Origin of the sequence: Haloprofundus marisrubri, from assembly GCF_001469955.1 — an archaeon.
Taxonomy (GTDB): Archaea; Halobacteriota; Halobacteria; order Halobacteriales; family Haloferacaceae; genus Haloprofundus; species Haloprofundus marisrubri.
In genome coordinates this window covers 181,154-199,434 of sequence record NZ_LOPU01000004.1, presented here as the reverse complement: position 1 = coordinate 199,434, position 18,281 = coordinate 181,154, and the positions used below count along the sequence as shown (strand labels likewise).

At 51.3% G+C, this 18,281-nt stretch carries 16 protein-coding genes; 6 read left to right on the top strand and 10 right to left on the bottom strand.

The genetic code is table 11. The features are described from left to right. The first annotated feature begins 73 nt into the window (after positions 1-73). The 3 genes from AUR64_RS19860 to nagZ all read left to right on the top strand — a co-directional run bounded on the left by AUR64_RS19860 (position 74) and on the right by nagZ (position 4,163). A complete protein-coding gene (locus AUR64_RS19860) occupies positions 74-1,285 on the top strand; it encodes a hypothetical protein (protein ID WP_082230540.1) in 1,212 nt (403 codons plus the stop codon). 93 nt (positions 1,286-1,378) lie between these two features. Beyond that, positions 1,379-2,551 (top strand): exo-beta-N-acetylmuramidase NamZ family protein, encoded by a 1,173-nt coding sequence (locus AUR64_RS01580; protein WP_058580198.1) that lies wholly within the window; start codon positions 1,379-1,381, stop codon positions 2,549-2,551. 7 nt (positions 2,552-2,558) lie between these two features. Continuing rightward, entirely contained in the window at positions 2,559-4,163 is a 1,605-nt protein-coding gene (nagZ, locus tag AUR64_RS19855) for a beta-N-acetylhexosaminidase (protein ID WP_082230539.1), read from the top strand. A 66-nt stretch (positions 4,164-4,229) separates the two neighbouring features. Here nagZ and AUR64_RS01570 read toward each other — a convergent pair whose 3' ends face one another. The 4 genes from AUR64_RS01570 to AUR64_RS01560 all read right to left on the bottom strand — a co-directional run bounded on the left by AUR64_RS01570 (position 4,230) and on the right by AUR64_RS01560 (position 7,875). Beyond that, complete coding sequence (locus AUR64_RS01570; protein ID WP_155120447.1) at positions 4,230-5,027, bottom strand: creatininase family protein; 798 nt, start codon at positions 5,025-5,027, stop codon at positions 4,230-4,232. A gap of 72 nt (positions 5,028-5,099) precedes the next feature. Next, the gene (locus AUR64_RS19850) at positions 5,100-5,840 is read right to left on the bottom strand and encodes an IclR family transcriptional regulator (RefSeq protein ID WP_240479564.1); all 741 of its coding nucleotides are present in this window, start codon (positions 5,838-5,840) and stop codon (positions 5,100-5,102) included. A gap of 111 nt (positions 5,841-5,951) precedes the next feature. After that, positions 5,952-6,656: a PIG-L deacetylase family protein gene (locus AUR64_RS01565; RefSeq protein WP_058580196.1), complete on the bottom strand. Its 705-nt coding sequence runs from the start codon at positions 6,654-6,656 to the stop codon at positions 5,952-5,954. Positions 6,657-7,026: 370 nt separating this feature from the next. Then, entirely contained in the window at positions 7,027-7,875 is an 849-nt protein-coding gene (locus AUR64_RS01560) for a serine hydrolase (protein WP_058580195.1), read from the bottom strand. 81 nt (positions 7,876-7,956) lie between these two features. Here AUR64_RS01560 and lysA point away from each other — a divergent pair, with 81 nt between their 5' ends. Both lysA and dacB read left to right on the top strand, forming a co-directional pair. Continuing rightward, complete coding sequence (gene lysA, locus AUR64_RS01555; RefSeq protein ID WP_058580194.1) at positions 7,957-9,222, top strand: diaminopimelate decarboxylase; 1,266 nt, start codon at positions 7,957-7,959, stop codon at positions 9,220-9,222. A gap of 3 nt (positions 9,223-9,225) precedes the next feature. Beyond that, positions 9,226-10,539, top strand: coding sequence for a D-alanyl-D-alanine carboxypeptidase/D-alanyl-D-alanine endopeptidase (gene dacB, locus AUR64_RS19845; protein ID WP_082230537.1), 1,314 nt, complete (start codon positions 9,226-9,228; stop codon positions 10,537-10,539). 36 nt (positions 10,540-10,575) lie between these two features. Here the strand turns inward: dacB and AUR64_RS19840 are convergent, their stop codons facing one another. From AUR64_RS19840 to pdxA, 5 genes are all read right to left on the bottom strand, one after another. Further along, positions 10,576-11,637, bottom strand: a complete 1,062-nt coding sequence (locus AUR64_RS19840) for a dipeptide epimerase (RefSeq protein WP_082230536.1) — start codon at positions 11,635-11,637, stop codon at positions 10,576-10,578. Then, positions 11,634-12,614, bottom strand: a complete 981-nt coding sequence (locus tag AUR64_RS19835) for a C40 family peptidase (protein ID WP_082230535.1) — start codon at positions 12,612-12,614, stop codon at positions 11,634-11,636. Before AUR64_RS19835 ends, AUR64_RS19840 begins: the two co-directional genes overlap by 4 nt. 15 nt (positions 12,615-12,629) lie before the next feature. After that, positions 12,630-13,049, bottom strand: coding sequence for a DUF7344 domain-containing protein (locus AUR64_RS20350; RefSeq protein WP_162265520.1), 420 nt, complete (start codon positions 13,047-13,049; stop codon positions 12,630-12,632). 245 nt (positions 13,050-13,294) lie between these two features. Further along, on the bottom strand, positions 13,295-14,830 hold the full coding sequence (locus AUR64_RS01550) for an FGGY-family carbohydrate kinase (RefSeq protein WP_058580193.1): 1,536 nt from the start codon (positions 14,828-14,830) through the stop codon (positions 13,295-13,297). A 220-nt stretch (positions 14,831-15,050) separates the two neighbouring features. Beyond that, complete coding sequence (pdxA, locus tag AUR64_RS01545) at positions 15,051-16,061, bottom strand: 4-hydroxythreonine-4-phosphate dehydrogenase PdxA (protein WP_058580192.1); 1,011 nt, start codon at positions 16,059-16,061, stop codon at positions 15,051-15,053. Positions 16,062-16,357: 296 nt separating this feature from the next. On the opposite strand from pdxA, the gene AUR64_RS01540 reads away from it, so the two are divergent. After that, complete coding sequence (locus AUR64_RS01540) at positions 16,358-16,996, top strand: class II aldolase/adducin family protein (protein WP_082230533.1); 639 nt, start codon at positions 16,358-16,360, stop codon at positions 16,994-16,996. A 97-nt stretch (positions 16,997-17,093) separates the two neighbouring features. On the opposite strand, the gene AUR64_RS01535 is transcribed toward AUR64_RS01540, so the two are convergent. After that, a complete protein-coding gene (locus tag AUR64_RS01535; protein ID WP_240479563.1) occupies positions 17,094-18,281 on the bottom strand; it encodes a 2-hydroxyacid dehydrogenase in 1,188 nt (395 codons plus the stop codon).

Sequence of the window (18,281 nt, the reverse complement as noted above, 5' to 3'; positions counted from 1 at the left end):
ATCGCCCAGTTTTTGTCAACAATCACCATGCTAGCAGGCAACACTTATTACGAGTCATCAAGTTGGCCTGTATATGGTCTCAGTCTGGAGCTATCCGTGGTGTCTACTCTCCGGTAATCCCGACACCACGTTTGATGAGCTCGCTTCACGTGGTATAACTGAAATCACGGTTGCCGCACACTACCACTCGATACAGACGCTTGGTCCCCGAACCCCAGACTCACTGTTCGAATCCTACGAGGGAGGGTGTTATTTTGAACCCAATCTCGAAGACTTCACAGAGACACCGATAGATCCGCCTGTGAATCATATCGAGGGATATCCCAATCCACTGCAAACGATTACAGAGTATGCCAGCAAATACGGCATGAACGTGAATGCGTGGGTTGTCTGTTTCCACAATTCAAAACTGGGACTAGACAATCCACAGTATCGTATCCAGAGTGTATTCGGGGATACTCACGAGCATGCGTTTTGTCCATCTCATAGTGAAGTTAGGACGTATTTCGAGGCGGTTACCAAATCTCTCGCCGCGTATGATATCAACGCGATAAACCTCGAGTCACTTGGATTCCCTAATGTCTTCCATACACACGGCGCTACCTTTGGTCATTCAAAGAATCATGTCGTGCGTGGAAGCGCTGAGGAATTACTCCTCTCACAGTGTTTCTGTCCAGCCTGTATGGCAGAGGCAGAAGACCACCACGTCGATATGGAGCATGCCAAGGCAACTGTTCAAGAGCTATCCAGAAGAGTTCTCGAGGATCCATCTCCACAGATCACATCGTTAGCCGACATCACCGACAGGTATCCTGAGCTGATGGATTTATTCGACTTCAGAGCATCTGTGATTGATGGGTTCTTACAGAGACTTGCGCAGGCGAGTGGAGAGGTTGCTCTGACATACTCTGCATCAGATGGACTTGGCCGGAATCCCAATGATGGGTGGCCGGCAGGAGTGCAACTGGACCGTATCGAATCATCGCTCGACCGTATTATCTCGTTGTGTTACACAGGAGACCGTGATATAGCTCGTGAGCGCGTCAATCAGTATCGTGAGGCAGTCGATATTCCTGTTGACGCTGGGTTTAGTTTGGATCCAGAGATTATTGGCAGCAAGAGAGACTGGGAGTCAATACTCAAACACGCTGGGAGTCTCGGTGAGAAGATCCATGTGTATAACCACGCACTCATGACGGATGCCCATCTTGACTGGTTGCAGACATCCTTTGCGAAACCAGCGGGCACATCAAATAATTCACAAGGCTCACTCACTGGACGCTGAAGAATAGGAGAACGCGAGTGTATTACCGAACTGTAAAATCAAAAGACTGTCTCTACACGTAGTTTTTTACCGGGGTACTTCGTGACCATAGATATGGTCCAACTTGGCGTAGAGCGGTTACTAGAAAATAAACTAGCTGGCCTTGACGAAGAACGTCTCGGCCTCATCACGAACCCATCAGGTATTGATAGTGAGTTGAACACAACGATTGATCTACTCTCCGAGCACGAAGCATTTGACGTTCATAAACTATTCGGGCCCGAACACGGCATCCGTGGAGACGCACAAGCCGGTGTCAAGGTAGACGATAGCATTGACGAACAAACCGGACTACCAGTAAAGAGCCTCTACGGCGAGCAACGACGGCTTCAACCGGAAATGCTCGAAGGCCTCGACACAGTAATCTATGACATGCAGGATGTTGGCTGCCGATTCTACACTCTCATATACACACTCGCGTACGCGTTGGAAGGCGTCGCTGAAGCCGAAAAACGTCTCGTCGTCTTAGACCGCCCGAATCCAGTTGCTCCGCTTGGTGTTGTTGGAAACCGAATCGAAGGCACGTCAGGGTCGTTCGTCGGCAACTACGGACTCCCAATCACGCACGGTATGACCGTCGGTGAACTCGCTGAATACTTCAATGAAGAATTCGAGATCGGCGCAGACCTCACCGTCATAGAAATGCGTGACTGGGAACGCAGTGATTGGTATTCAGAGACAGGCCTTCCATGGGTGTACCCATCACCAAATATGCCAACGCTTCAGACAGCAACTATCTACCCAGGAACCTGTCTATTCGAGGGTACAAACCTATCAGAGGGACGTGGAACAACCCGTCCATTCGAGCTTATTGGCGCACCATGGATATCCGCAGAAGAATGGGCTACAGAACTAAACGCACTCGACATCGAAGGAGTCGGGTTCCGTCCCGTACACTTCACGCCAACGTTCTCGAAACACGAACGTGACACCATTGAAGGCGTTCAAGTGCACGTCCTCGACCGAGATGCAGTAAATCCCGTCGTGGTAGGATTGACAATGCTCATCTCCGCGTTTTCGTCATCCAATGAGTGCGAATGGCTCGAGTATGATAACGAGTACTTCGTCGACAAACTAGCAGGTGGAGAATACCTTCGCTCTGTGATTAGTGATGTCGACGAAGAAGATAGCCCACGAGAGGTCGCTGAAACGGTTCTCGATCACTGGGAGAATGAACGCTCTGGATTTGAGAACATCCGAGAACAATACTTGAGATATCAGGAGTAAACAAGAGATGCAACAGACAGAGACTACTGACCGAACAGCAACCATAGAGCTCGAAGGCCTCTCGCTAGAACAAAAGGTCGGCCAACTATTCGTTGCTGGGTTCGACGGGACAACACCACCAGAATCATTCAAATCACTCATCACAGATTGCCATCTCGGTGGCGTGATTTACTTCAGTCGTAACGTTGAGACTCCAGAACAACTACGCTCGCTCTCCAATGACCTGCAGTCACTGGTCCCTGAAGAAACACCACCGCTTCTTACCACAATCGATCAAGAAGGTGGACGTGTCGCTCGCGTTTCGTGGGGTACAGAGATTCCGAGTGCAATGGCGCTCGGGGCAGCTGGAGACGCTGATCTCTCACGTCGGGCCGGAGAAGCAGTGGGTCAAGAACTCCGCACCCTAGGCGTCGATATGAATCTCGCACCCGTGCTGGATGTGAATAACAATCCAGAGAATCCTGTTATCGGTGTCCGGTCATTTAGTGAGACTCCCGACAGTGTCGCAGGCCTTGGGACAGCGTTTGCATCTGGGCTGCAATCAGCAGATGTCATCGCGTGTGGGAAACACTTCCCAGGGCATGGCGACACTGCTGTTGACTCACATCACGCACTCCCAGTGATTGACCACGATCGAAACCGGCTCAATGAGGTGGAACTCCCACCATTCGAGTCCGCAATCGACTCGGGGTTGCGGTCAGTCATGATAACGCATGTTGCGTTCCCAACAATCACAGAACGCGCTGAGACCCCTGCAACGCTTTCTCAATCAGTTGTGACCGGACTGCTTCGAGACGAACTCGGATTTGATGGGCTCGTCATCACCGACTGCATGGAGATGGATGCCATTTCGGATAGCATTGGGACCGTAGAGGGCGCAGTACAAGCCGTTGAAGCTGGCTGTGACTTGATTGCAGTGTCTCATACACCAGCGAAGCAACGTGCAGCTATCGATGCAGTAATTGATGCTGTGGAATCAGGACGACTCTCGGAAGAACAAATTACGGAGTCTGTCCGGCGAATCCTCAATGCGAAGACTGAGTTCAGTGTTGGACAGGTAGGTGAACAGTCTGACTGGGAAGCTGCAGCAGAAGTATGTCAGTCGGTACGGCAAACAATCGCGGAACGTGGCGCAACGGTGGTCCGAGACGAAACCAATACACTGCCGCTCACCACCACCCAAGAGTACCAGCTCATAGAGTTCCACACTGGACGAGGATCACCTGCTGAAGAGACACGCGAGAAGAACAGTCGACTCTTCGACGCCCTCGAAACCGAAGAAATCGACGTTGATAGCTACACACTCACTGCGGACGATGAGGTACCGGCTCTAGATGATGGAGTCAAAACAATAGTGTGTACGTCGACAGTTGCTGCTCATCTATGGCAAGCAGACGTCGTCAATCACTTGCTTGAAAAGGGCCATGATCCAATCGTCATCGCTGTGCAAAGCCCATATGACCTCACTCAGTTCGATTCAGTCTCAACATATCTCACCACGTACGATGATACAGCACCGTCGTACGCTGCGATTGCAAAAATTCTCGCAGGGACTCACAACCCAACCGGGACACTCCCCGTGACAATTCCAGGTGAGCAAAATTCAAACTGAGCAGGTGCCTAAAGATCCGAATTGATCTGCTCGTGTATACCACTCTCAGGAAGTAACTCGGTCAGTTCATTTCGCCTCGTCATGTATTTGCTGGAATATTGTTTCGAGCTCGTCTCCAAGTCGACTCATGATTTCTTCTCCTTTTTCCGCACTTGCTAGAGACGGATCTCCGATGGCTCCCGAGTCAGAGAAATCCTCGAACGGCCGATATGACGACAATGGGCCGCCTTCGACCAGATCCTTCCCACCATGATCGTAGGGGTCTTCTAGATACTCTGCTGGTGCGTCCTCTTTCACAAGCTCCGGATAGAGATGCAACATCAACGAGGTCTCGAATTCACCACCATGAGCCATTCCACCAAGCTCGCTCTCTCGAATATTGTCAATGAATGACGCTGCGAGCGAAAAGTACGTCACACCAGTCACTTCCACCTCAGAATGTTCCTTGCCGATTACGCTCACTGTATTATCGACGAGAGATGCATTCCCACCGTGACCATTGACGAAGCAAATCGCGTCGAATCCATGTTCGATTGCGGACTCAGCAAGATGCGTTAATACATCAAGGAGATCCGTGAGTTCAACCGTAAGAGTTCCACCAAGAGACATATGATGTGGTGAGTAGCCTGTCCACACCGGTGGCGTCACCAAAATCGGGAAATCATCAATAACACGCTCAGCACCATGATGGGAAACAGCGTCAGCGAGAAAGGTGTCCGTCGCAACCGGCAGATGGTGTCCGTGCTGCTCAATACTCCCCACAGGGATCACAGCAACAGAACCGTCAGCGGTAGCAACCTCTGAAATCTCAAGTCTTGTTTTCGTAGCCCACGCTGCAGGTGAGAGCATTCCCTTAGCTTGCATGTATACCCCAGCATGCAGAAGCAGTATAAGCATTTGGGCGGCAGAAATCAGCGCAGATTGCAGTCAGCCGGATTACGAATACGCCAGCTTGAGTTCGATGATGTTCTTCGTGCTCAGTAGCTCGTCAACCAGGTCATCACTCGGTCCAGCAGGGTCCATTCGGCTTGCAGGTCCTGAAACACTAATTGCACCAATCACTTGTCCGTGCTCATTTTTGATCGCGACCGCGGCACACCGCATTCCACGCAGTCGTTCTTCGTCATCAAATCCGTAGCCGTTCTCACGAACACGTTCGAGTTCCGCAAAGAGTTCGTCTGCATCCGAGATCGTTGATCGTGTCAGTGCAGGGAGTCCGTGTTGGGCGATGATTTCATTGACTCGTCCTTCCGGAAGGTGTGCTAAAATCACTTTCCCAAGAGCGGTCGCGTGCAGGAAGACGTGTTTTCCAGGATGAATATCGAGAGGCACTGCGTTCTGGTCTGCAGCGGTATAGAGAAACACACCCTTGCCGTTTTCTTCCACCAAGAGGTTTGCAGCCTCACCAGTTTTACCAGCTAGTTCGTCTACTTCGGCTTTCGCACCATCATAGATTTTCCGTCGTGATCGAGCGTACTCACCGAAATCAAGAAATCGGAGACTGACACGATAAATATTGTTCTCCTTTACGATGTAGCCTCGCTGGAGAAGGGTTCGAAGGTGGTTGTGAACGGTACTATCCGGGAGATCAAGATGAGATGAGACCTCTGTAAGGCGGCCACCGTCAAGCTCTCGAAGCGTTTCAATAATGTCTAGTGACCGCTCGGTCGTTTGCACGGGCCCCCTTTCATCGCGTGTCATTCCTTCTGATTATGTGTGGATACTGCTGTCCTATAAAAGTATGACACCGACAGTCAATTCGGCTTATCCGGGTATTCAGCAATGTTGCTATGAATCCAGATACTCGCTGCTCGATTGATGGAAAGTCGTGAATCCTTCAGCGTACTTTACGCCATGTGTTTTCCCGAGCTTTTTCGCTTCTGCGCGAACACCATCAATCAGTCCATCAAATTCAGCGTCGATACCACCGTGTTCGTCAAGCCATTCTACTTGTGATTCATGTTGGAGAATCGCTTTCTCCTTTGTTTCCTCATACCCACTGATGTCGACGACTAGGTCTGGATCGAACGACGACGTTGGTTTCCCGAAGTAAAATACGTTCTCAGGTTCCCACGGGTCGTGTTCAGTTTCTGCAAGCGGTAGCGACGACATGTAGTATGCGTCAGTCACCAGTTTCGAGGTTGCTTGGTGGTCTGGATGCATGTCGTCGCCGTAGTGGGTAATGACGTAATCTGGTTGGTGTTCTCGAATGCTATCAACGATCAGTTCTCGATTCTCAAGCGAGTACGTTATTCGACCATCTTTGAAGTCAAGAAACGTGGCGTCTGCACCGAGTGTTTCAGCAGCGGCAAGTGCTTCCTTCTCGCGTACTGCTGCCACATCCTCCTGTGTTGTATCCGAGGCACCTCCGAATTCTCCACGGGTCATGTACGCGATTGTGACGTTGTCTCCACGCGTCGCATGCTTTGCGAGTGTTCCACCAATAAAGATATCTGCATCATCGGGATGTGCAACAATGGCTAGCAGGTCCATGTACTCACAAAACCAGAATACTGTATTAAGTGTTGATGACCGCTGATACGTTCTGGGTTATCTGAGATGGTGTCGTGCTCCGAAGGAGATCCACCGTTGTAGGTTCATTTGACACGTGGTGGGTGGATATCGTGGAGCACCTGTGTTGGGCTTGAACCCGAAACGGTTAGGCTTTGAGTTGCTTTGCGGCGAGGGCAATTCCAAGGAGGCTTACAACGATGAGGATTGATTTCAAACGCATCAGATAATTTGTCAAATCAAATCAATATAAGCTTTGTGTAAGGATAGATTCCGTCCAAAGTGAACGGCAGAGTTGGAGAGATCCAGAGATCGCCGATACTGTACCGGTCTTCGAAAGCTCCTCAACCCCTCAGAGACCGCAATCATTTGGACTCCAGCCGTGGATAGCTAACCCAAGTTCAGCGATGATATCAGTCCCGTCGCCTGCATACGCAAGACGGTCAACAAAGAGCGCGAACACGATTGGTTCACCGTCCCTGCAGTGAAGCACACCAGCATCCAAAGCAGCGTGGGTAAGCCAACCAGTCTTGTGGCCAAGTTCGACATCATACGGCAAATATCGAGCAGCCATTGACGCGTCTTTCTGAGCATAAAGCGGGACCTCCAGAGATTCGTATGCCGGAACAGAGAGTGATTCACGCCTAACCACATTGCGATAAAACCGTGCAGCATCTCTCGGAGACGTCGTATTCACTGGTGATTCCTCCAAGTTACTTGAGTCACTGCCACCACCAGTCGTCATCATCTTCCGACCTAATCTCGTCTCCGACATTCCAAGGTCGCTCACAGCACGCTCAATTCGCTCCATGCCAAGCGTGTCGATGAGTTGGTTCGTGGCCGCATTGTCACTTATCGCAATCATTGCTCGAGCGAGATCATCCAGAGTATACGGATGCTCAGAGAGGAGATGAAGCAGCCCACTCCCTGCAACCATATTCGTGTCTGAAAGACCAACTTCTTGAGCGAGTCGCGATTTTGAGTCCCAATACTCGTCGAACAATGCGTACAAGATTGGGAGTTTGATGAGACTCGCACTTGCGAACACAGCCTCGGAACTATGTGAGGCGATCGTGTCGAATCCATTCTCGGTTGGGATGCCGACAAAGACGCCGAGTCGACCATCGGTTTTGTTAGCATACTCGTCAACGCGTGCTTGGAGTGCATTCGCAGTCCGAGGTGGCTTCAAGTTCGGTCTCATCAAATCCCGTGTCAACAGATTTTGGGAAGAGTTCTTGAAAGCTCGGGGTAGTATTTTATGTTCGTGTTGAGACGGAGAGTCATGGATCTATCAGCTCGTGCTGTGCGACTCCAGAGCTACGAAGACGAACTCGTCAAACGCTATGGAACCCCATCGTACGTGTTCTTCGAGGAAGATATCAGACAGAACTATCGCGACCTCAGAAACAGCCTTAACCGACATTACCCGGATTCACAGATTTATTTCGCCGTCAAATCCAACTTCTTGCTGGGGGTGCTCTCAATACTTCGTGATGAAGGATGTGGGGCAGAAGCGTATGCACGGGGTGAACTACAAGCAGCACTCACCGCAGGCTTCAATTCTGAGGACATACTGCTAACGGGCTTAAACCGGCGTGAAGCAGATCTTGAGCAAGCGTTCGAGACAGGCGTACCTCGATATCTTATTGATAATACACAGGAGTTGCAGCGAGTCGCTACTGCAGCAGAACATGCAGATACAACTGCAGATGTTCTCATCCGGGTGAATCCTGCAATGGAGGTTCCGACACATCCAGAAGTGGCAACAGCGACTCGTGAAAGCAAATTTGGTCTCGATATTGCGTCTGGGAAAGCGATGGATGTAGCACGGGATGTATGTGAACAAGAGATGCTCAACCTCGTTGGTGTTCAGCTACACGTGGGAAGTCAGGTTCGTGGCGTCGAGCCATATCGAGTTGCAGCACGAGAGCTAATCGGATTTGCCAGTCGTGTGCAGAAGGAAACTGGAACCGAAATTTCGGTGCTCGATCTTGGTGGTGGGTTCCCCGTCCCGTACGACGAATCGGTAGTTGACTCCGAAGAGATCATCGCGGCGTTCAGTGAAACGATCAAGTCTGAAGTTGAGGAGTATGGTCTTTCGCGGCCAACCGTGTTTGTTGAGCCGGGTCGGAGACTAATTGGGAATGCTGGAACCTTGGTTGCTGAAGTTGGTGTGATCAAGGCCACGCCAGAGACACAGTTTGCTGTGTTGGATGCTGGGACGAACGCTGTCTCCTCGTATTGGCCGTATCCAATCTACAGCCTTACTGAGGGCGCTGCGACGGAGTCATATGATGTGGCAGGTCCGCTGTGCTATACTGGTGATGTGATTCAGGAAGACGTGTCGCTTCCTGAGTTGTCAGTTGGTGACAAAATAGCAGTTGATCGTATTGGGGCGTACTCGCTTGGAAGTGCATCTCATACGAATGCGGAACCAAAACCGGGTGTCGTCTTGGTGCGAGAGGATGGTTCCTTGGAAGAACTCAGACCACAGGAAACCCCCAAAGACGTCTTCGGAAACAATCAGATTCCATCCGATCTTCAGTAATATATGACGGAGAGTTCGTTGTCAAGTGCAGTTCGTGCTGTAGGGAATATCCATCCAGCTGCGACAGCTAGCGTGCTCATTGAGACGACTGAAAGAGAAATACTTGAGTCATTAAATGCTGAAAAAGTTGTACCACCTGCTTCGACTACCAAGCTTTTTACAACCGCACTTGCACTTGATAGCCTCGGAGAGTCGCATCAATTCGAGACATCTATAGCTACGACTAGAAAAGTGTCTGGGAGACAACTAAACGGCGATTGTATTGTCACATCCTCGATTACACCCGATCTGGAGCGTTCTAATATTGCAGTACTCGCGCAGAGTGTCGCATCCTCAAACATAAGCTGTGTTGATGGAAACGTGATACTGAAGCAATCTCCGTCCAGAGAATCATCGTATCCACTAGGATGGGCACATAAAGACATCAGACAGCCTTACGGAGCACCTGTAAGTGCTCTTTCTGTGTCACGAAACCAAGTTGAGGTCACTGTCAGTCGGACTGACGATGGTCCAGAGATCACAGTGTCACCACAGTCAACCGCGGTCACAGTTCACGAGCAAGTGGTGATAGCTGATAAAGAGGATGAATCCGATGTCTCCGTCAAGGTCAATCCATCAACGTTCGAGTTAACTGTAGCTGGACGACTCTGTGCTGAGGAGATATCGCTTCAAGCCCCAATATTAAATCCGTCAATGCATGCTGCGGCAGTCTTTTGCGAAGAATTCGACAAGGTCGGAATTTCGATAACGGGAGGGGTCAAAGTATCAGAAAAAACGGCTAAAGGCAAACTATCAGCAACCCAGTTTGGGACGATCAGTTCTCGGCCGCTCACGGAAATCATCACGGAGACAAACCGTCAATCCGATAACTTCCTCGCTGAGCAACTCGCACTCGCTCTGACAACAAAAGGCGACGGAAGGAATTCGTCTACGTGGGAAAACTATACAGTTGCATTCTTCGAGGAACTCGACTCCCCTAGCTGTCGGCTCTACGATGGTTCAGGGCTTTCTCGCTACAATCTGGTCTCTGCAGAAGCCATCGTCAAACTTCTCTCGTGGAGCCACTCACAGCCGTGGTGCCACGAATTCTTTAATTCACTCCCAGCCCCTGGAGAGGGGACACTCACCACTCGCCTGCACGGCCAAAACGTCCGTGCCAAGACAGGAACATTACGAGGAGTTCGTGCATTGTCGGGCATCAAGTATCGTCACAACAAGCCAGACGTCTTCTTCGCACTCTTGCTAAGCAACCTCACTACCAATGCAAAATCGGCCAGAGACACGCTCGACGACGTTGTGAAAGCAATCCCAAAGTGAATCATCCACGACAGAAGTCAAATCGGGAACGATGAGCTACCAATCAAGGTCAGGTTGGATACCATGACCAGGACCAGACGGAGTAAACGTCGGTGAGGGAGTGGGTCCACCGAAGAATCGTGTATGACTGTCATTACCGTCAAGATCGATATGTGTGAATCCGCCAATGCCTGCGACAACGTGAGCTGCAGCATGAAGCCCAACAGCGGTTTCGAGCATGCAACCGATCATGAGATCGACGTTCGCGGCGTTAGCTATTGCAGCGATACGTTGGGCACCGAGCAATCCTGATTTTGCGAGTTTGATATTGATGACATCGGCTGCATTGTTGTCGATGACTCTGAGGGCGTCTTCCGGCGAAAACACTGCTTCGTCGGCTGCAACTGGCACAGTCACTTGATTTCGGATTTGTGCAAGTCCAGTCACATCTGAAGCCGCTACTGGTTGTTCGAGGAGCTTGAGATCTATTCCAGAGTTACGTAGTTCCCTGCAGAATCGGACTGCTTCAGCTGGCGACCAGCCTTGGTTTGCGTCGACAGTGATCTCAGCATCTGGGTATGCGTCGGCTGCGGCGCGTACGCGACTGAGACTGCTCGGAAGGTCGTCACCGACTTTTACCTTGAGCGCATAGTAACCAGCCTCAGCTGCGGCCGTGGCGCGTTCTCTGGCCGTGTCTGGGTCGACTGTCGACAGGGTCACATCCGTCGTGATTGGCGTTGGTCTCGCACCGAATATTTCGGCGAGTGAAATCTGGCGTTCGCGAGCAACCGCATCTAACAGCGCCATCTCGATCGCTAAACTCGAAGAAACCATCCGGGGTGCTGCCTGCCGGACTTCGTCTACAAGTACACGATACTCAGCGATATCACGGCCGACGAGGAGATCCGTTGCAGCCCGGGCTTGTTCAACTGCTGCGTCTCTTGAAGCACCAGTTACTGGCGGGAGCGGCGACGCTTCACCGATACCAACAGCACCGGAAGCAGTTTCAATCCGAACAAAGAGATTCTGTGCAGACTCTTGGGTTCCAAGCGCGATCTCGAACGGCGTCTCAAGTGGGATATCCACTGGCAAGACAGAGACAGACTCAATGAGACTCACTGCGAAATCACCCGTCGAGCCGTCTCAAACGAATCATCAAGTGACTCTATGTATGCGTCTGCATCTGGATTGAGGCTGTTCGTGACAACACTGTCGCTACCGCCGTATGCGTGGATGTATTCGTCTCTTCCAAGGCTGATCGCGACATGCCCGGGGAAGAACAGGAGGTCACCCGGCTGGAGTTCGTCTCTGGAGACTTCCGTGCCGACGTATCGTTGTTGGTCTGCATCACGAGGGAGTCGAACACCAAGTGTTCGGTATGCAATCCAAGCGAGTCCTGAGCAGTCGATTCCGGAGTTTGTCATGCCACCCCACTCGTACACTGTTTCAAGGAATTCTAGTGCACAGTCAACGACCGCTTCTGGATCATTTTGACCATCCTGTGTTGAGATGGCGTGACTCGATACAGTGGCTGTTTCGTCTGTTCGGAACCGAACTCTCGAGAAGTCTCCATCCTCAGCTATCAGTTCGCATTCAACGCCAGCAGGAATGAATCCGATCGAAAGGTCTGTCTCGATCGCTTGATTTGTGACTGCAGGTCCAGCGAGCGAAGTTGTGTCACTGAGTGTGTCTGTCTGGATCCAGCCGATGTATCCGTCGGGGGTGCGGATTCGAGTCCATGTGTCCGTCGAGTCGTAGGCTTGGATTGTAGCGCCGTAGAGGACTTGTGTTACTTGTTCAGAAGATTCAGCTGGAGAGTCCCGGACAGCAACAGCGGTTTTGTCGACAGTCCGTACTGAAGACTCGGCTTCAAGCACAGTAACGGACGTGGTTGTGACTGTCCATCCGGTTGCTTCACGAAGTGCAGTTGCGGTGTTCTCTAGCAGTTGTTTGGTCTGAACCGTGCCAAGCAATGTGATTTCGTTTAGTTGATCGTCAGTTTCAACGTTGAGGTCGAAGACGGTTGTTCGATCATCAGGTGCGTGTATTGCGCAGCAGCTATCCACCGTGGCTTGAAAGCGTGAAATGATACTCATGTGGAACGGATGTTCTCACATGTGTCTCTGATGCTGGATGCTTGTATTTTCGGGGTGGAGTCGCTTCAATCCAGACTGGTAGACAGGATGTCTGGGGAAGTCGTATGCGAGGTGGTGTTGGTTGTTGCGGAGGGTTTCGAGGAGCGATTCGATCGCGTTGAACTGAGGGCCGCGTCGAACCACGTCTGATTGAGGATTGGTTTCGAGATACCCGTGTTCGGCTAGTTTTGGGAGGTGGGTGTGGTGGAGGTTTAGTTTGTGTGTGGTGAGGTCTTTGTCGTCGTCAAGGCTGGCGTTGAAGTGGAGTTCGTCTACCGGGCGTAGACTTTGTTCTGTGAGTGCGAGGAGGATGTGTCGTCGGTGTGAGTCGCTGAGCGTATCGAGTGCGCTGTCGAGTGAGTTGTCACTGTTTGAGCCGCCAGTATGTGTTGACATGTTGGTGTTTGTTTTGGTTTCTGGAGTGTGGATTGCAGTCCACGTATCCGTCGCATAAGCCTGATTGGAGGGCTTGTGCATTCCGGGGGATGTAGTGGATGATGGACTGTCTTTAACATCTGTTTGGACGGAGACACTAATATGACTGGTGGCCAACATTTAAGCAATCGTTGCAGAATGCGTCAAAAGAGATCCACTTCCACACACACAGATATTCACAGAAAGTAATATGAGTGTCCAAGAATTCAGTTGTAGGTCGCTAATTCAGAACTTCTGAGACCCTCATGTATATTCCAGATCTCCTCTAAGAGAACAGCCATCTCAGTGAATGCATTATACTTTTGCTCAAAGTGCTCGCGTTGCTCATCTCCACGTGGGGAATACTCCTCGGTCACAGTGACGTATTCAGTTGTTTCTTCCAAGCCACTGATCTCCCCGATGCCGATTGCAGCCAGCATGGCAGCTCCGAAGCATCCAGATTCTTTCTTTTCAGTCATCGTGATCTTCGTATCGAAAACGTCAGCGAACATCTGTGCCCAAAACTTGCTTTTCGCAGCCCCACCGGTGAACCTCACCTCATTGACTCTCAGTTCACGCTCAAACTGCTCAATCTGCCAGCGATGCATGAACGAAATCGCCTCGTAGATTGCTCTTAGCATCTCAAAGCGACCGTCTTGGTTGGTGAGGCCGGTGAAGCTACCAGTTGCATTGTCTTGGTAGAGATATCCGTACGGGTTTCCAAGGAGGAACGGATGGAAGAGAGCAGTCGTAGACACATCTTCTAGTTGCTCTTCTATAATGCTCCAGACCCTCTGGTTTTCTTCCTCGGCCTGCTGTTTTTCTTCTTCAAAGTACTCGTCTACAAACCAATCCAGAGAGACCGTCCCAGTGGGCTGTGCAATCTCCAACATCCACGTCCCACGTTCAAGGAAATTCTCACAACACCAACTGTCTAAGTCCACTGTCGGACTGTCGAGAACCATCGTGCTCAAAGACCAAGTCCCGCCTGCAGTCGTCACCACGTTTTCTTCGATTGCACCGACACCAAGCGCGTTAGCACATGCATCGTGCGCCCCAGTGATCACGGGCGTTCCCTCAGGAATATCGGTGTCTCGCTGGACTTCCTCAGTAGTATATCCCGCAATCTCGTAACTACTACCCGCTAATTCGGGAAGCGCATCCCGTTTCTCCTCGACACCTGCAAGATCGAACAGCGCATCGTCATAGTCCTGAGTCTCGTGGTTCGTGAAGCTGAACGTGGCGTCACTTATCTCGAGAGCCTTTTCGCCAGTGAGCTTGTAGCGGACGATGTCTTTGAGGTTGAAGATGTGCGCGATGCGGTCGTAGTTTTCAGGCTCGTTTTCTTTTAACCAGCGTAGTGAGAGCAACGCTGCGCCTGGAGGAATTGGGATTCCAGTCCGTTCTGAGATATCATTGAATGTCCCGTCTTCTTTCCATCGACGGAGGACCCCCTTTGCCCGCTCGTCTAGCAGTGGGATTCCGTTCATGAACGGTTCTTCGTTCTCATCAAGCGGATAGAGTCCTCCACCGCCGCCTGTAAGTCCAATACAGTCGATATCACCGCTTTGTGAAATCTGGTCTGTGAGTGAAGCCAGACAGTCCATCGTGAGGTCCCACCGCTCTTCGATTGGGATTTCGTGGCGGTCATCGCTTGGATGTTTCATTCCGGCTTCGATTCCATGAGAGCCAACCACCTCCCACTCTGAGTCGTATGCAACAGCTTTCAGATTTGTGTGGCCGATATCGATTCCTATGAACATGGCTCGGTCACCCAGTGTGTAATGATATTCATGGTATGTTCTGACCTGCCAGACGGCGGCATATAGAATTTTTTCAGAAGGAGTGTTCACTATTCAAAAGGCGGAAATCAGTATCATGTGAATATTCAGACAAAAAGACCCATCCAAAACCGGACTTTCACCCCGGAAACAAAGCTCAGATCAGGAGTCTTGCCGATTGAGTTGACATCATCAAAATGGGTTATTCCGATCTTTCAGCAACAGCAGCTTGTGCAGCCGTGTTGAGCGCTTCGAGAATACTGTCAGGGTCTGCAATCCCCTCACCAGCAATATCGAATGCAGTGCCATGCATCGTGCTCGTTCGAATAATCGGCAGTCCTATCGTCATGTTGACGCCAGCTACACCACCACTTTCGAGAACCCCATGGACATACATCGGGATATGGCCTTGGTCGTGGTACATCGCGACAACACCGTCGAAGCGCCCCACAGCCGCTTGATTGAAAATGTTATCTGGGGCAAATGGACCAGCGGCGTCGATTCCTTCTGACTGAGCCTGTTCGACTGCGGGCTCAATTTCTTCGCCGTCCTGTGTTCCGAGCACCCCACCCTCGCCTGCGTGTGGATTGAGACCCGCAACGGCGATTTTCGGAGACTCAATCCCGAGTCCCTCGAGGCCCTCCTTGGTCACACGAAGTGTCTCAAGCACATTCTCAGTAGTCACTTGCTCAATTGCCTCTTCTAAGGGAACGTGGACTGAGACATGGGTAACTCGGATATTGTCTTGAAGAAGTAACATCGAGTAGTTTTCAGTCTCTGTTCGGTCGGCGAGGAGGTTCGTGTGGCCTGCGTAGTCGCTACCAGCCAGTTCGAGAGCTTTCTTGTTGAGGGGAGCGTTACACATCGCGTCTATGGTTCCCTCTAGTGCGAGATCGATAGCGTCCTCAACGTAATCTAGTCCTGCTTGGCCGTATTCACCACGTATTTCTCCGCGTGCAATCTCGTCTACGTTATCGAAGTCAAGCACGTCCAACGTGTTGGAATCCGCTCGAACTTCCGCAACTGACGAGACTGTACGAAGCTCTAGATCACTTTCACAAGCGGAGACAGCGTCTTCCATGACGTCTCTGTCTCCTAATACGACGTAGTTGGCTTCGTCGGTCGCTTCTGGATATGCTTTGACGATGACTTCGCTTCCGATGCCAGCGGGATCACCCATTGTGACTCCCACTATTGGTTTGTCAGGTGCCATTAACGAGCGTTCAACGACTATGCAAAAGAATAATTTGCATACTCTACGTATGAGACAAGAAATTTGGAGTGTCAAGTATGGTTAGTATAATTCTCTTGCAGAAGTAATCGTGAGGTTGGATTTTGAAACGTGGCGCGATCTGAGACTCGGGCCTGATTGACCGTGCTCAGAAAGCTTTCGAGCACACAAATTTTATACGACTCTTCGATGGCAATAGCATGCAACCGACAGGATACTGACAGACAATTAGCCAGCAACTCATCCTAGCTAAACCCAGCACAAAACTACCTCAACCCATGCTCGAAGAAGAACGAACGACGATAAGTAATTTAGGACGACAGATGCTCGAACAAGGGCTCACCGTTGGCACTGGTGGGAACATCAGCGCACGCAGCGGTGACCACGTCGCAATCAGCCCATCGGGAATCCCCTACCGCGATATCACTCCCGAAGACGTACCAATCGTCGATATCCACGGCGAACACATCGAAGGAGAACGCCAACCATCCAGCGAATACCGAATGCACACAGGCATCATTCGCGAACGCGACGATGTCGGAGGTGTAGTCCACACGCACTCACCGTATGCCAGTACTTTCGCAAGCCTCGGAGAACCCATCCCCGCATCACACTACCTCATCGCATTCGTTGGCGACCAAATCCCCGTTGCCAGATATGAGACCTACGGAACAGCCGAACTCGCAGAGGCAGCTGTTGATGCGTTGAGTGGACAGTACAACGCCTGTCTGCTGAAGAATCACGGTGTGATTGCAGTTGGAGAGTCCGTCGATGCGGCTTTCGAAGTCGCACTGATGACCGAATACTGTGCGCGAATCCACTACCAAGCGATCAGCGTCGGTGTCCCAGAAATCTTGCCTGACGAAGAAATCGATCATCTCCAAGATCGATTCACAGACTACGGACAAGATTACTGAGCGACATTCGGTAAGCAACCACGGGTCAACTGACCCGTGGAATCGTGCTTCGGACTGCCAACAACCCTGTGTCCGGTTGCAGTTAAATCTGAATGACCTACGATAGCGATTCTTCGTTGGCAACGTGAGTTGGGTCGCTGTCGTTGAGGACAGCTTCGATATCGTCGACTAGCATTTCGGAGTGTCGATCAATGACTTCCTCTGCTGCCCCGGCGAGGTGTGGGGTTGTGACGACATTGTCGAAATCGAGAAGTGGGTGATCCTCTGGAATAGGTTCCATGTCGTAGACGTCAAGCGCAGCCCCACGGATGCCTCCTGACTGAAGTTGGTCAATGAGTGCTTCTTGGTCGATGATTGCACCGCGGGCGTTGTTGATGAAGTAGGCCGATTCTTTCATCATCTCGAACTCGTCGCCGCCGATTAGTCCTCGCGTGCTATCAGTGACTGGAACGTGGACGGTGACAATGTCGCTTTCACGAAGTAGTTCGTCAAGTTCTGTTTTCTCGGTTTTGTGTTCGGCCATTGCGTCGGCGTCAATGTACGGATCGAAGCCGAGTAGGTCGACATCGAACCCTTGTGCTCGTTTTGCGACTTCACGTCCGACAGCCCCCATGCCGATGATGCCAACGGTTTTGCCTGCAAGCTCCGGTCCTTTCAGCTGCACGTATGGTGAATCGTTCCCCATTCCCCACGTGACGTCTTCACGTGAGCCGCCACCGGCAGCATCTGCTCGTGCATCTCCGGTGTATGTGCCGGTGTGGAGGAGATGGTGACCGTGAGCGATGTTTCGCATCAGGCTCAATATTTCTCCCCACGTGAAGTCGGCGACACTCACGGCATTGCGTCCGGGAGCGTATAGCACTGGTATTTCGCGTTCGGTGGCGGCGTCGATGTCGACGTTCGCGTCTGGGCCACCGCGTGCGCACGCGATGATCTGGAGTGCGTCGGCTTCGTCGAGGAGATGTTCTGGGATTCCTTCGTACCCGACGATGAGCACTTCGGTGTCACGGAGGTGTGCTTGGAGTTCGTCTTCAGGGAGTCGGCCGTCTCGGTCGGCGATGGGTAGGTACTCTACGTCCATTCCGAGTTCGTCTGTGAGTCGTGTGAGCGATTCGTCGCTGAAGTTGGCTGTGATGAGTGCTTTCATGGGTTCTGTTCCTGCGTTGGCTTGTGACTGTGTTTGTGGCCCGTTTGGTGGGCTTGTGATTCTCTGCCGACGGTGTTGGCTCACACTGTGTGCGGGTTGTGGGTGGAGCTTGTCGGTCTGAGTGTTGATACGCAGCAC